The organism is Hymenobacter negativus, from assembly GCF_017571495.1.
In the GTDB taxonomy this organism is placed as follows: Bacteria; Bacteroidota; Bacteroidia; order Cytophagales; family Hymenobacteraceae; genus Hymenobacter; species Hymenobacter negativus.
Genome location: NZ_JAGETZ010000007.1, coordinates 1 through 14,310, shown reverse-complemented (window position 1 = coordinate 14,310; position 14,310 = coordinate 1). Strand labels below are relative to the sequence as shown.

Here is a 14,310-nt window from a genome sequence, read left to right as displayed (position 1 = left end):
GCTTTCGGGTTTTAGCTTAAACAAGGACATTCTGCTGCGTGCAGAATGTCCTTGTTTTTGTTTCCGGCTATTTCTGCACGGCCACCCGTGTAATGCGGGCCTGTCCCCACGGCGCGATGCTGACGCGCACCCGCAACGGGTGCAGCCGGCCAGCTTTTTCCAGGCGCAGGTCGCTACCTTCGGGTACATAGTAGCGCTCCAGGTTGAAGCGCAGGTTCAGGGAGTTGCGGTACACATCCGTGACCCAGCCGCGTAGCACGGCCTGCCCAACGCCAGCAGCCGGCGCTTGCGGATACAACCCCACGGCAGTGCTCAGGCTATCGGGGCCGGCGGCCAGCAGCACAAACACGGCCTGACGGCGGCGTGGCGCTTGCGGTCCGTGCCACTGGCTCAGCGGCATGGCCCCGATGGCGTAGTGCAGGCGCACGAAGTCGCCGGAAAGTAGCTCTTTGGGGTCGATGGGAGTGGTAGCTAGCACCACCTGCTTGCCCAGCGCCGTGGTGGCGTAGCCCGCCCCGGCCACGCCCAGCACGTAGAGCACTTGTGCGCCTACCAGCAGGCGCAGCAGCGGCCGGCGGCGCACCGGGTCCGAAAACCAGCTCAGCAGGTCAGCCATCTATTGTTGAGTTATACGTTTTGAATTATGAGTTATGGGCCGGCGCTTCGGGCTCATTGTCGTTGCCGGGAGCTGGGGGGGTGCCGGCTTGCTGGGCTACGGGCGGGGCAGCAGCAGCCAGCACCTGGGCGTTGCGGCGCCGCAGGTACCAGCTCAGGCCCAGCAGCAGCACACCACCAATCAGGAAGAACAGCGACTTATCCATGAAGCCCCAGGTGAGCTTGAAATAGGCTACTGCCGTAGCGGCTACAAACAGCACCGCACCCAGCGTAAGCTGGTCGGAGTCATGCTCGCGGTTTGCGCGGGCCAGCACCGAGCCGGCGTGGGCATACAGCACCACCAGCGTGGCCACGGCCAGCGTCAGCCCCCCCGAGAGGTAGAAGCCCGGCAACAGCAGCAGCCACTCGGGCAGCGAGGCCAGCCGCCCCTGTGCCCGCTTGCCCAACGCCGACAGTCCAAACACGGCTCCCAGTGCTGCCAGGTAGGGCAGTAGCGGCGGCCGTAGAATATTCGCGTACGCATCGGTCTCGCCAAACGTGGCCAGCCCGAACATGAACAGGTAGGCCGCCACCAGCGAAGGCACCTGAATGGCCCGGCCCACGGCCCGGTTGGGATGCCAGTCGCCGGCCGCGTAGATGGCCATGGCCGGCACAAAAAACCAGGTAATCTTGGCATGGAGTACGATAATCAGCAGCCCGGCCTGCCAGAGCAAGCCCACGGCCAGCACGGTGGCACTCACGGCATCGGGCCGGCGCCACCAGTAGTAGCCCATGCCGCCCACCACCAGCCAAGCCGTGACGTAGCTGAAAATGCCCAACGACTCGACGCAGTAGGTCTGCACTGCCGCCCCAATGAGCACCGTAAGCAGCACCAGCAGCCGCGAGCCATACACGTAGCTGACGGCCACGCCAGCCACCACCCAGGCCAGCAGCCCGCTGGCATCGTAGCCCACCAGCTGGTAGAGCTGGCTGGTGAGAATAATGCTGGCGCCAAACAAGATGAGGCCTAAGCCGATGAGGCCGTGGCCCAAATCATCGTTGCCACGTCGCAGGAAATACGAGCCAGCCGCGTAGCTACCTGTCAGGCTGCCCAGCAGCAACGCCAGCCGTAGCGCGACGGGCAGGGCCTGCCAGTTGGCGGCCACCACGCTCAGGGCGCTCAGACCCACCAGCACGCTGCCCAGCAGCGGCAGCAGGCCCAGCGGCTGGGCTTCGGGCGGGTAGCGGGCCAGCAGCTGTTGCCGCTGCGCCTCGCTGATGAGGCCATCGGTGACCCAGCTGGGGCTTTCGGTTTCGAGGAATTTGCGCGACAAGAGCAGAACGAGATTTAATGTGGTAGCCGAGCCCAGCCCGTCGTGCTGAGCGCCGCCGAAGCATCTCTGCCGCAATAGTAAACCTTCCTACTGAAATTACTTACGTAGCAGCAATGCTTTGGCGGCGCCGATGCCAGGTAAGCATAACAGTTAGTTGGCTTTCACCGCCCGCGTCATTTCGCGCTTGCCGGGCGGGCCAGGCAGCTTCTCGGTGCGCCAGCCGGCGGCGCGCAAGTTGCGCCGAAACTGGCCTTGGGCGCAATAGCTCACCAGCACCGCGCCGGGAGCAGCGGCTTCGTAGAGCTTGGCAAAGATGGCTTCGGTCCACAGTTCGGGCTGCTTTTCAGGGGCGAAGGCATCAAAGTAAATCAGGTGATAGTGCGCGGCTGACAGCGCGGCCTGCTGCAGGGGCTGCTGCATTTTGGTGATGGTAAAGCGCGGTGCCATTTCCACTGGCACGTTCCAGGAGGCGGCGTGCAGGTAGGCAAAGTGCTTGCCCAGCCAAGCGCCCTGCTGCTCCCACTCAGGCTGCAACGCGGCGGCAATGGCGGCCGGAATGGGAAAAGTCTCCAGTCCATCGTACTGAATGAAGGCTTCCGCAGCCTGGCCGGCGTCCAGGGTGAGCATGGCATTCAGGCCCGTGCCCAGGCCTACTTCCAACACGCGCAACGGCTGAGCGGCGGAGGTGCCTCCAGCCGCTAGCAGCGGGGCCAGCCCAGCCCGGATAAAAACGTGCGCCGACTCCTGCCGCGCCCCGTGGTGCGAGTGGTAGTGTTCGTTGAGTTCGGGCACAAATAAGGTGGCCGAGCCGTCACCAGTCACGCGGACTTCTATCTTTGGATTATTCGACATTTGTTGCTCGCTTATCTATTGCTTCTGCACAAGTATTTCCCACCCCTTCCTCGCCTATGAACCGCGTAAAAGTAGCTCTTCCCGACGCCTTCGCTTTCAGCACCGAGGCGCTGGTGCGCATCACCGACCTCAACTACGGCGGCCACCTTGGCTACGATGCGCTGCTGGGCCTGCTGCACAATGCCCGGCAGCAATTCCTCCAGGCTCAGGGGTTTCCCAGCGAATTCAACGCCGACACCAAGCTCGGCCTCATCATGGTCGATGTGGCCGTGGAGTATAAAAACGAAGCTTTTGAAGGCGACCTGCTACAAATCGACGTGGCCGCCACCGCCCCGAACAAGTACGGCTTCGACGTGGTGTACCATGTGCATAAATCCGGCCGAGAAGTAGCCCGCGCCAAAACCGGCATGCTCTGCTTCGACTATAACACCCACAAGCTGCGCCCGCTGCCGGAGGATTTGGCCACGCAGCCACAGTAGCACCCACCGGTGTTCCGCCTACTCGTCATTACTGCGCCCATCGCCCTCCCCGATGAGCCGCGCCTGCTGACCAACCTGCTGGATGCGGGCCTGCCCAGCCTGCACCTGCGCAAGCCCGGTTGGCCGGCTGCCCAGGTCGAAACGCTGATTCGAGCCATCCCTACGCCGTTTCATAAGCGTCTGGTGCTGCACGAGCACCCCGAGTTAGTGCGCCAATACCACCTCGGTGGCCTGCACCTCACCGGAGCGCAGCGGGCTGCTACGGGACCCCGTCCGTCGCTTCGGTCCGGCCAAACGCTTTCTACCTCCCTCCATTCGCTGGCCGAAATCCGGCGGCACCGCCGTCGCTACGACTACGTTTTTCTCAGCCCGATTTTCAACAGCATCAGCAAGCAGGGCTACGCTAGCGGCTTCCAGTTGCCGGAGGTTCAGAAGTGTTTGGAGTTGCTGGCGACCCGGGTCGGCTACTGCCCGCATGTGTTGGCACTAGGCGGCGTCGCGGCCGAAAATATCGGTCTGCTGCCATCCGCCGGTTTCGCTGGCGCCGCCGTGCTGGGCACTATCTGGCAAAGCATAGACCCAGTGGCGGCATGGCGGCAGCTAACAGCGCAGACGCTTTGACCCCAAGTTGTGGAGCTAGCCACGCATCCTTGCCACTACTCAGAACAGTGAAAGCCCCACTAGCGCCATCGGATGCGTTGCCGGGCCTATCGGACGAGTTTCCGGCTGCATCGGATTCCAGAGCCATCGGATGAGCTTCCAGATACATTGAATGAGTTCCTGGGACCGTTGAACGGTTTCCGGAGCCATTGGACGAAGCTCTGGAACTACTAAGAAGCCCGCGCCACTACGCCAGCGCAGCGTCCCAATCCTTCCACACCGGCTCGTAGCCCTGACGGCGCAGCATAGCAGCAATCTCGGCCGGACTGCGTTCGTCCGAAATCTCAAATTGCTCCAGCGATTCCGGCGCCACCGCGTAGCCGCCGGGGTTTGTTTTGGAGCCCGCGCTGATGCTGGTGATGCCCAGCTTCACCACATGGTCGCGGAAGACCGGAGTTTCGCGGGTTGAAATCGACAGCTCCACCTCGCCATTCCAGATGCGGTAGGCACAAATGAGTTGCACCAATTCACGGTCGCTCATTTCCACTTTGGGCTGCAACAGCCCTTCTGCTGGTCGTAGGCGCGGGAAAGACAGACTGTACTTGGTCTGCCAGTACGTGCGCTCCAAGTAGTCAAGGTGCAGTGCGGTGTAGAAGCAGTCCGTCCGCCAGTCTTCCAACCCGATGAGCACGCCCAGTCCCATTTTGTGGATGCCGGCCCGGCCCAACCGGTCGGGCGTGTCGAGGCGGTAGTTGAAGTTCGACTTTTTGCCCTTGGGGTGATGCTTCTTGTAGTCGGCGCGGTGATAGGTTTCCTGGTACACCAGCACCGTGTTCAGGCCTTCGGGAATCAGGCGCTCGTAGTCGGCTTGGTCCAGCGGCTGCACTTCCATTGAAATATGCGCAAACTGCGAGCGCAACGTGCGCAAGGCCTTTTCCAGGTAATCAACGCCCACCGTCACATTGGCCTCGCCCGTCACGAGCAGCACGTGGTCGTAGCCCCAGTCCTTGAGCACGGCCGCCTCCTGCAGAATTTCCACGCTGCTCAGGGTGCGCCGGGCTATTTTATTATCCAGACTGAAGCCGCAATACGTGCAGATGTTCTGGCACTTGTTGCTCAGGTACAGCGGCGCATACAGCTGCACTGTATTACCAAAGCGCTTGCGCGTGAGCAGGTGGCTGCGTTGCGCCAGCTGCTCCAGGTACGGCGCGGCAGCGGGTGCAATCAGGGCCTTAAAGTCCTCCAGCGTCGGCTTAGGTGCCGCCAGCGCCTGCTCCACATCCGCCGCAGTCTTGGCGTATATACTGGCCTTCACATCGTCCCACGGCTGGGCCTCAAAAATAGGTTGGAAGCTCATGGATTTGTTTTGAGTGAATTTTTTTGGCACGTCATGTTGAGCGCAGTCGAAGCATCTCTACTGTGCAAGTAATCAGATTTACTGCTATAGTAGAGATGCTTCGACTGCGCTCAGCATGACCGTTTTTCGGTGATGTTCTTTCTCTATGCTAAATGTCCAGAAATGCGGTGAGGGGCGAGCTGGCCACGGCCTCGCCATGTGCCACCGGCGCGGCCAGTCGGGCCTCGTAGGCCATGCGCCCGGCTTCTACTGCTAGGCGGAAGGCGGTAGCCATGGCCACTGGCTGCCCGGCCACCGCAATGGCCGTGTTCACCAGTACAGCATCAGCCCCCATTTCCAGGGCGGCGGCGGCGTGCGAGGGCGCCCCAATCCCGGCATCAACCACCACCGGCACCCGGCTCTGACCGATGATGATTTCCAGAAACTCCCGTGTCAGTAGGCCCTTATTCGAGCCGATGGGCGAGCCCAGGGGCATCACGGCCGCCACGCCCACTTCTTCCAAGCGCTTGCACAGCACCGGGTCGGCGTGGATGTAGGGCAGCACGACGAAGCCCAGCTTCACCAGTTCCTCGGCGGCTTTCAGGGTCTCGATGGGGTCGGGTAGTAAGTATTTGGGGTCGGGGTGGATTTCGAGCTTGAGCCAGTTGGTTTCTAACGCCTCGCGGGCCAGCTGGGCAGCAAATACGGCCTCCCGGGCCGTGCGTACGCCCGACGTATTGGGCAGCAGGTGGAACTGCGGATGCGCGAGGTGACGCAGGATGTCGTCCTCGGCATCGGCCACGTCCACCCGTTTCAGGGCCACCGTCACCAGTTCCGAGCCGGAGGCTAGCAGTGCTTCTTCCATCAACTGCGACGAGCCAAACTTACCGGTGCCGGTGAACAGCCGCGACGAAAACGTGCGGTCGGCAATTACGAGGGGTTGCGTAGTCATATAGCGGGAGTAGAAGTTGTGAGTAATTCAACAAATTGACTTGCTGCAGCCACCGGCTCGGCTGCCGCCCCAATGGCCCCCGACACCGCCACCCCGTGCAGCCCCGTTTCGCGCAAGCCCACCACATCAGCCAGTGTGATGCCGCCAATGCCGATAATGGGCACCGCAATTCCGGCCGCCCGGCACCGGCTCAGAATGTCAGCGTAGCCCGCCAACCCCAAGATTGGGCTGAGCTTCTCCTTGGTGCTGGTGAAGCGGAACGGTCCCAGCCCGATGTAGTCCACGCCAGCCGCGGCCAGCCGCTCCACATCGGCAAATGTGTTGGCCGTGCCACCGATGGTAAAGCCGGAACCTAGCATGGCGCGGGCTTCGGCCGGCGGAACATCTTCTTTGCCTAGATGCACTCCATCAGCCCCGATTTCCTGAGCCAGGCGCGGGTTATCGTTGATGATGAGCACCGCGTCGTAATGATGGCACACGGCCTGGGTATCCAACGCCAACTGCTTCCAAGTGGCGTAAGGTTGGTTTTTCACCCGAAGCTGCACCCACCGGACTCCGCCCTGGCAAGCCAGCTCAGCGGCCTCGGGATTGGTTGTGATGTAATGAAGACGATTGATTTTCATACAAAATGGAGAGCGGGCTCATACCCGTTGATAGAATGGAAACCCAACAGCGTCTCGTTGCTGCCCAGAAAAGCGCTGGTGTAGCCCTTGGCTAATCGGCAGGCGTCCACCAGCCCCTGCCCTTTCGCGAGGCCGGCCAGTACCGCAGCCGACAGCACGCAGCCACTGCCATGTTTCTCGCCGTGCGCTAAGCGCGGCACCGAAAACTCGTGCCGCGCGCCTTCGGCCAGTAGCACGTCAGTCGCCAGGTCGCCCGTAGCGTGCCCGCCCTTCAGCAGCACCGGGCAGAACCTACTCACCACCCGCGCGGCCGTCTCAGCTGAATCGGCCGGCCATAGGCGCAGCATTTCAGGCTGATTGGGAGTGATGAGGGCCACTTCGGAACAGAGAGCTCGCACTAATTCCTGGTCAGGGGCCAAGTGGAACTCGTAGCCGGCGGTGGCTTTCAGCACGGGGTCCCATATTATTTGCAGGCTGGAGTTCTGGCTTTTCATCCAGCGCACCAGTTCCAGTAGCTGCGCCAGACTCTCCACGAGACCGATTTTGATGAAATCAACCTTGAAGCGGGCGAATAGAATCTGAATCTGGTCCCGAATTTCAACAGTAGGCACCCAGCTCACGCGCTCAAACGTCATATCGTTCTGCACGGTGAGAGCCGTGCAGGCGCCCAAGCCATACACGCCGTAGGCTTCCAGCGTTTTCACGTCGGCGAGCAGGCCCGCGCCCGCGCTGGGGTCGAAGCCGGCAATGGAGAGGGCATAAGGGCGGATTGGGTGGGTCATTATTTGGGGTATTCAGACCGTCATGCAGCGAGCGACGAAGCATAACCGATTTTTTTAGTCGCCCGTGCTACAAATAGATTTCGCTGCCTTTTTCCACAAACTCTCGCGACTTTTCCACCAAACCTTTGGCCAGCACCTCGCTGGCCGTGAGGTCCTGTTTGGCGGCGTAGTCGCGCACTTCCTGGGTAATTTTCATCGAGCAGAAATGCGGGCCGCACATCGAGCAGAAATGAGCCACTTTGGCGCCTTCGGCGGGCAGCGTTTCGTCGTGGTATTCGCGGGCCGTGTCGGGGTCGAGGCTGAGGTTGAACTGGTCTTCCCAGCGGAACTCGAAGCGTGCCTTGCTCAAGGCGTTGTCGCGGTACTGCGCTCCCGGGTGGCCTTTGGCCAAATCGGCGGCGTGGGCGGCAATTTTGTAGGCGATGACGCCGTCTTTCACGTCCTGCTTGTTGGGCAGGCCGAGGTGCTCCTTGGGCGTCACGTAGCATAGCATGGCCGTGCCAAACCAACCAATCATGGCCGCCCCGATAGCCGAGGTGATGTGGTCGTAGCCCGGGGCAATGTCCGTGGTCAGCGGGCCTAGTGTGTAGAACGGGGCTTCGTGGCACTCTTTCAGCTGCTTGTCCATGTTCTCCTTGATGAGGTGCATGGGCACGTGGCCAGGCCCCTCAATCATCACCTGCACGTCGTGCTTCCAGGCAATTTTGGTGAGTTCGCCCAGGGTTTCCAGCTCGGCAAACTGCGCCTCGTCGTTGGCGTCGGCAATGGAGCCGGGGCGCAGGCCGTCGCCCAGCGAGAAGGCCACGTCGTAGGCCTTCATGATTTCGCAGATTTCCTCGAAGTGCGTGTAGAGGAAGCTCTCCTTATGGTGCGCCAGGCACCACTTAGCCATAATGGAACCGCCGCGCGACACAATGCCGGTCACGCGCTTGGCGGTCATGGGCACGTAGCGCAGCAGCACGCCCGCGTGGATGGTGAAGTAGTCGACACCCTGCTCGGCCTGCTCAATTAGCGTGTCGCGAAACAGCTCCCAGGTCAGGTCTTCGGCCTTGCCGTTCACCTTTTCCAGGGCCTGGTAGATGGGCACCGTGCCCACCGGCACCGGGCAGTTGCGGATAATCCATTCGCGGGTTTCGTGGATGTTTTTACCGGTGCTCAGGTCCATCAGCGTGTCGCCGCCCCAGCGGCAGCTCCACACGGCCTTATCCACCTCTTCCTCAATAGAGGAAGTCACGGCCGAGTTGCCGATGTTGGTATTGATTTTCACCAGGAAATTGCGCCCGATAATCATCGGCTCGCTCTCTGGGTGGTTGATGTTGCTGGGAATGACGGCGCGGCCGGACGCTACTTCCTGGCGCACAAACTCGGCCGTGATGTGGCCCTCCGGTGTATTTGCCCCGAAGCTGTGGCCGCGGTGCTGCGTGCGCAACGGGTCGTCGGCGGGCATCTCATCGAAGCGCTGGTTTTCGCGGATGGCGATGTACTCCATTTCGGGTGTGATAATGCCCTTTTTGGCGTAGTGCATCTGGCTCACATTGTAGCCTGGCTTGGCGCGCAATGGAGCCGCGATGTGCTCAAAGCGCAGGTGGTCCAGCTGAGTATCTGCGGCGCGTTGCTGGCCGTATTCGGAAGTCGTGCCGGGTAGCTGCTCCACGTCGCCGCGGCCCAGAATCCAGCTTTCGCGCAGGCGGGGCAGGCCTTTTTTCAGGTCGATTGCCACGTTGGGGTCAGTGTAGGGGCCGCTGGTGTCGTACACCGTCACGGGTGGGTTCTGCTCCGACGGGAAGCCGAAATCGAACTTGCGCTCGGTGTCGGCCAGCGCGATTTCGCGCATGGCCACCCGGATTTCGGGGTGCAGCTTGCCGGGCACGTAGATTTTGCGGGAGCCGGTAAGCGGCTGGCGCTCCACCAGCGTCTGCTGCGGGGCGTGGTCTTTCTTTTTCATCTATCGAACGGTATGACGGTGAAATGTTGATGATTGGCGCCCCTACCCACCCTGCGTGGCGCGGATGATGGTGACCCGGTCGTGGGCATGCAGGGCGTGGGTGGACCAGTCGGCGCGGGGTACCACGGCGTCGTTCACGGCCACGGCGAGGCCGCGGGGCTCGGTGATGCCACGGGCGGCGAGCAGGTCGAGGAGCAGCTGGTTTTCAGCGGCTTCGTAGGCAATATTGTTTACGTAGCAAACCATGGCAACCAGGGAGTAGTTGGGACAGGAAAACGCCATAAACAATAGTGGGTGCCGGCCACGGCCCGCCCCGAAAGGCAGCCGCGATGCGGACCAGTACTTTTCCCTTCGCTGGTATTAGCCAGAATCAGGTTCCAAGGGTATCATCTCAGCCGCGGCAATGCGCAGCACCCCTAAAGTTTATGCGGCGAAGATAGCGAGCGGACGCATTTATCCTAATGAAGAAAATCGGCGGGTGCGCAAATATGCTGGCCGACACTTCACTCGATAATAGCTTCAGCAGCTACACTTGCGGCAGGCTAAAATTTAGTACTCATGCATAGGCCACTGTGGCCTCATTCCTCATCATAATTATTTACCCAGTCATTGCCATATTTTTCCTTCAGACGCGTGTCCTTCTCCCAACGCGCAGTTATTGCTGGCAAATCATGGACATTGCAGAAACCCAATTTAGCTCTCCACTTCCACTCTGGCGGCTCTAGGAATCGACCATCTTCCTTGCATAAGAGATTAAAAATGGCTGGCACTTCCCCTTCAAAGCAGAAGACACAAAAATGCCTATGCCCGTGTTCAATGCTCTCAATTGGGAACCAGCCATTCAGAACACTTTGAGTAAGCTCGTAATTCATCAGCACATAATAATCCCGAGGATTAGCGCAGTGAAAAATGCAGTTGAATCTTTTGGGTAAGCTCAGGTCGGCGTAAGCGTATAGCGTGGAGACGAGGAGTTCATTGGGCTTCGGTAGCCACTTGATGAATTTATGATACGCTTCACCCTTTTGACGGTCTTTGCAATTCCGAACGCAATCTGCCTGCAGCACCTGAATAGCAGCGTACTCAAAAACACTATACGCGAACAGATAACGGGTTTCTGGTGGGGCTTGGGATTCGGTTTGCATTTATTGGCTGATGAATGGAAGCTGATGGGCAGCTAGGATTGATGCAAACTACACGATGCGTAACTAACTACATCCGCTGGCCGGGAACCCAACGCCCTGCTGGCTTGTATCTTTGCACTATGTTACTGGAACTGCCCCTCGCCCCCGTTGTCAAGAAGCGTGATATCCGCAAAACCTCGCCCGACGAGCTCAAGGCCTTTATGGTGGAGCACGGCGAGAAGCCCTTCCGCGCCAAGCAGGTGACGGAGTGGCTGTGGAAGAATACCGCCGCCACCTTTGAGGAGATGAACAACATCTCGGTCGCCACCCGCGAGCTGCTGGACCAGCACTTTGTAATAAACGGCGTGACGGTGCAGAACAAGCAGCTCAGCAACGACGGCACCATCAAATCGGCCTTCCGGCTCTACGATGGCAACGTGGTGGAGGGCGTACTGATTCCGCACGATACGCGGATGACGGCCTGCATCTCGAGCCAAGTAGGCTGCTCGCTGACGTGTAAGTTTTGCGCCACCGGCTACATGGACCGCAAGCGCAACCTCGACGCGGCCGAGATTTATGACCAGGTGGTGCGCATCCGGGAGCAGTGCGAGGCGCAGTACGGCACGCCGCTCACCAACATCGTGTACATGGGCATGGGCGAGCCGCTGCTCAACTACGCCAACGTGGTGGAAAGCGTGCGCCGCATCACCGCGCCCGACGGGCTAAACATGGCCCCGCGCCGCATCACCATCAGCACGGCCGGCATTGCCAAGATGATTAAGAAGCTGGCCGATGACGACGTGAAGGCCAACCTGGCCCTCTCGCTGCACGCGCCTACCGATGCCAAGCGCAACGAAATCATGCCCATCAACGAAGCCAACTCGCTGGCTGCGCTGAAGGAAGCCCTCCAGTATTACCACCAGAAAACCGGGCGCAAGGTGACGTATGAATACATCGTATTCGATGGCTTCAACGACGGGCTGGACGATGCCGAGCACCTCTTCAAGATTGCGAAGTGGCTGCCCTGCAAGGTGAATCTGATTGAGTATAACCCCATCGAAAACGCGAGCTACCAGAATGCGGAGGCCGACAAAATCACCGCCTTCCACAAGTACTTGGCCGACCGCGGCGTGCAAACCAACATCCGCCGCTCGCGGGGCAAGGACATTGATGCGGCTTGCGGACAGCTGGCAGTGAAGGAAGAGAAAACGGCCGCTTAAAGGCCTGCTCAGAAGTACTCAAAAAGAAAAGGGCCGGCTCATCGCCGGCCCTTTTTCGTGGGGCTTGCCCTACGATTTCCAGCGGCCGGTGGAGCGGGGACGACCGGTTACGATTTCCTCTTTTGACTCGCCGGGGGCTATTTCTTCAAGGCGCACGCGCACGGCGTGGGCTTTGGGCTGCACGCGCTGGCCGAAGGCATCGGCGAATTCCTGGGTGAATTCGGCCCCGAAGAAGATGATGAGCGACGAGTAGTTGACCCACAGCAACAGCACGATGGCCGAACCAGCCGCCCCAAACGCCGAGCCGGGGTTGGACTTGGCAATGTAGAAGGCGATGAGGTACTTGCCGATTACGAAGAGCAGGGCCGTGATGAAGGCGCCCACGCCCACGTCGCGCCAGCGAATAATGGCATCGGGCAGAAAGCGGTAAATCAGGGCGAAGAGCAACGTGGTGACGCCCAGCGACAGGGCGAAATCGACCAGGCGGATGGCAATGACGCCCACCTCGGGCAGCAACTTTTGGAGCCAGCCGGTGAAGGCGCTGAGCACGGCGCTAATCACAAAGGAAATGAGCAGCAGCAGGGCCACGCTCAGGATGAGCCCGAAGGACAGGAAGCGCTGCTTGACGAAGGCCCCAATGCCGATGCCGTTGGTTTTTACCTTGAGGTTCCAGATGTCGTTGATGCTTTCCTGGAGGGTGACGAAGAAGGTGGTAGCCGCGAAAATCAGCGTGGCTACGCCGATGGTGGTGGCCACTGGCCCGCGCTGCTGCACGGTGAATTTGGCAATGCTTTCCTGCAAAAACGCGGCCGACTCGGCCCCGACGAGGCCCTTGAGCTGGCCGTAAATCTGGCCGGTTACGGCTTCGCCCCCGTAGGCAGCACTGGCCACTGTGATGACGATGAGCAGCAACGGCGGCAACGAGAAAATGGTGTAGTACGAGAGCGCCGCCGCGTGCCGAAAGGAGTTATTGTTGCTGAACTCTCCGGCCGATGCTTTGAGCACCGCCAGCACATCGGATATTTTATAATGAGTAGCCATGAAGCAGAAAAACGGGACTGATTGCTTCTAGTACGGCTGGTGGCGGGCGGCGTTGGGCCCGACAATGCCATTGGCGGCCGGAGCCCGACGGTAGCCGGCTAGGCGTGCAGCGTCCAGCGGAGGGTTTCGAGGGGGGCCGCGCGCAGGGCAGTGGCCAGCTCGGCATCGTCCTGGAACTGAAGCTGGGTGAGGATGCTGGCCTCCACGCTGACCTCGATTTCCTTGGCCTGGAAGGGCCAGGGCCGGATGATGACCGGGCCGCTGGCTTCGGGCTGGGCCAGGGTGTGGGTGGTGCCGTCGGGCCCGCGGTGGATTTCCACGGCGCGGCCCATCTCCGGGACTTCGTGGCGGCAGAGAATGAGCGAGAGCCGGTCGCACCAGTGCAGCAGGGCGTAGGCTTGGTCGGCTTGCTTTTTGGTGATTTTCAGTTCCAGCTCCCATTGCCGCTGGTGGGCTCGTAGCTCGTCCAAGAAGGCATCAATGTTCTTTTGCTGGCCACGCAGGCTTTCGTAAAGGCAGCTCAGGTGCAGGCTGGTGAGAAGGCTACGCCAGCGGCCTTGGAACCGCGCAGCGGCCTGCACCCCGGCGGCCTGCTCCATGGAAAAGGCTTTTTGGGTGAAGTTGGCCGGGGCGCCGGCGGGCGTGAGGCCGTAGTGACCGCCGCGGCCGTGCCAGTCGGCCTGCTCGTCGTCGTGCTGGGCAATGGCGGCCAGCAGGCCCACCCAGCGGTCGGGCGGGAGCGTGGGCGGCCAGTGCCAGGCCAGCTGCGCGGCCAGCAGGGCGTGGGCCTGCTGGTAGATGATTTGCCAGCCGGCGGGCGTGGAGTTGACTATCATACACCAAACAACCGAATACAGTTACTTGCAATTCGTTAAAAGGCTGGCTTACGTACCAAACGCTAATTGGGCTATCAAAATGCGAACGCCTTCAGCAGTAAATATGCATATTATGAACAACCTTATCTTAATCTTGAATTTTTAACTGTTAACAATAAATTATTATCAAAATATAAACAAATCAATACCACTAACAAATGCCGGAATAATAGCAAATTGACTTCCTGAGACCCGTATTTATATAGTATTATTGCCGAGGATTTTTATCTCTAGCACAATAGCCATCAATTAAATATTATTAGATTTGCAACCTCTTTAACTTGTTGACTATTGCCTCAGTTAAAAGCACTGGCAGTGGGAGTAAGAGATGTGTAACAAGGGGCTGCAACTCTTTGTAACGACAGTAATTTATTATCTGTTTTGGTGAGTGAAAACTAAATGAATTTGCTTACCCCACTGTCTTGCTGCGCTGATTGAGTAGTAAGGCCACTTACTTAAAAGCTGATATTTTCAGCATTTTACATTAGACCACAAATAGGCGGGCGGCTAATGCAGTGCACATTTTATGTGCACTGCATTAGCAGTGCACATAAAA

The 14,310-nt window shown here is 59.8% G+C and carries 15 protein-coding genes and 1 riboswitch; of the genes, 3 read left to right on the top strand and 12 right to left on the bottom strand.

The features are described 5' to 3' along the window. Window positions 1-67: 67 nt before the first annotated feature. The 3 genes from J4E00_RS15385 to mnmD all read right to left on the bottom strand — a co-directional run bounded on the left by J4E00_RS15385 (window position 68) and on the right by mnmD (window position 2,780). A complete protein-coding gene (locus tag J4E00_RS15385) occupies window positions 68-616 on the bottom strand; it encodes a GDYXXLXY domain-containing protein (RefSeq protein WP_208176074.1) in 549 nt (182 codons plus the stop codon). A gap of 25 nt (window positions 617-641) precedes the next feature. Beyond that, window positions 642-1,928, bottom strand: coding sequence for a DUF2157 domain-containing protein (locus J4E00_RS15380; RefSeq protein ID WP_208176073.1), 1,287 nt, complete (start codon window positions 1,926-1,928; stop codon window positions 642-644). Window positions 1,929-2,078: 150 nt separating this feature from the next. Then, window positions 2,079-2,780, bottom strand: coding sequence for a tRNA (5-methylaminomethyl-2-thiouridine)(34)-methyltransferase MnmD (mnmD, locus tag J4E00_RS15375; RefSeq protein WP_208176072.1), 702 nt, complete (start codon window positions 2,778-2,780; stop codon window positions 2,079-2,081). A gap of 56 nt (window positions 2,781-2,836) precedes the next feature. On the opposite strand from mnmD, the gene J4E00_RS15370 reads away from it, so the two are divergent. Continuing rightward, a complete protein-coding gene (locus J4E00_RS15370; RefSeq protein WP_208176071.1) occupies window positions 2,837-3,259 on the top strand; it encodes a thioesterase family protein in 423 nt (140 codons plus the stop codon). A gap of 9 nt (window positions 3,260-3,268) precedes the next feature. After that, a complete protein-coding gene (locus J4E00_RS15365; RefSeq protein WP_208176070.1) occupies window positions 3,269-3,880 on the top strand; it encodes a thiamine phosphate synthase in 612 nt (203 codons plus the stop codon). Between the two features lie 226 nt (window positions 3,881-4,106). On the opposite strand, the gene thiH is transcribed toward J4E00_RS15365, so the two are convergent. From thiH to J4E00_RS15330, 7 genes are all read right to left on the bottom strand, one after another. Further along, window positions 4,107-5,216, bottom strand: a complete 1,110-nt coding sequence (thiH, locus tag J4E00_RS15360; RefSeq protein WP_208176069.1) for a 2-iminoacetate synthase ThiH — start codon at window positions 5,214-5,216, stop codon at window positions 4,107-4,109. A 148-nt stretch (window positions 5,217-5,364) separates the two neighbouring features. Continuing rightward, the gene (locus tag J4E00_RS15355; protein WP_208176068.1) at window positions 5,365-6,147 is read right to left on the bottom strand and encodes a thiazole synthase; all 783 of its coding nucleotides are present in this window, start codon (window positions 6,145-6,147) and stop codon (window positions 5,365-5,367) included. Continuing rightward, entirely contained in the window at window positions 6,144-6,770 is a 627-nt protein-coding gene (locus J4E00_RS15350; RefSeq protein ID WP_208176067.1) for a thiamine phosphate synthase, read from the bottom strand. The genes J4E00_RS15355 and J4E00_RS15350 overlap by 4 nt, the downstream gene beginning before the upstream one ends. Beyond that, the gene (locus J4E00_RS15345; RefSeq protein WP_208176066.1) at window positions 6,767-7,552 is read right to left on the bottom strand and encodes a hydroxymethylpyrimidine/phosphomethylpyrimidine kinase; all 786 of its coding nucleotides are present in this window, start codon (window positions 7,550-7,552) and stop codon (window positions 6,767-6,769) included. The genes J4E00_RS15350 and J4E00_RS15345 overlap by 4 nt, the downstream gene beginning before the upstream one ends. 67 nt (window positions 7,553-7,619) lie before the next feature. Further along, window positions 7,620-9,497 (bottom strand): phosphomethylpyrimidine synthase ThiC, encoded by a 1,878-nt coding sequence (gene thiC / locus J4E00_RS15340; protein ID WP_208176065.1) that lies wholly within the window; start codon window positions 9,495-9,497, stop codon window positions 7,620-7,622. A gap of 42 nt (window positions 9,498-9,539) precedes the next feature. Beyond that, on the bottom strand, window positions 9,540-9,743 hold the full coding sequence (gene thiS / locus J4E00_RS15335; protein WP_208176064.1) for a sulfur carrier protein ThiS: 204 nt from the start codon (window positions 9,741-9,743) through the stop codon (window positions 9,540-9,542). 83 nt (window positions 9,744-9,826) lie between these two features. Further along, window positions 9,827-9,925: riboswitch (TPP riboswitch) on the bottom strand. Between the two features lie 150 nt (window positions 9,926-10,075). Then, window positions 10,076-10,639, bottom strand: a complete 564-nt coding sequence (locus J4E00_RS15330) for a hypothetical protein (RefSeq protein WP_208176063.1) — start codon at window positions 10,637-10,639, stop codon at window positions 10,076-10,078. A gap of 119 nt (window positions 10,640-10,758) precedes the next feature. On the opposite strand from J4E00_RS15330, the gene rlmN reads away from it, so the two are divergent. After that, window positions 10,759-11,838: a 23S rRNA (adenine(2503)-C(2))-methyltransferase RlmN gene (rlmN, locus tag J4E00_RS15325; RefSeq protein WP_208176062.1), complete on the top strand. Its 1,080-nt coding sequence runs from the start codon at window positions 10,759-10,761 to the stop codon at window positions 11,836-11,838. Window positions 11,839-11,907: 69 nt separating this feature from the next. On the opposite strand, the gene J4E00_RS15320 is transcribed toward rlmN, so the two are convergent. After that, a complete protein-coding gene (locus tag J4E00_RS15320) occupies window positions 11,908-12,879 on the bottom strand; it encodes a YihY/virulence factor BrkB family protein (RefSeq protein ID WP_208176061.1) in 972 nt (323 codons plus the stop codon). Window positions 12,880-12,977: 98 nt separating this feature from the next. After that, window positions 12,978-13,715, bottom strand: coding sequence for a DUF3891 family protein (locus J4E00_RS15315; protein WP_208176060.1), 738 nt, complete (start codon window positions 13,713-13,715; stop codon window positions 12,978-12,980). Window positions 13,716-14,310 lie beyond the last annotated feature (595 nt).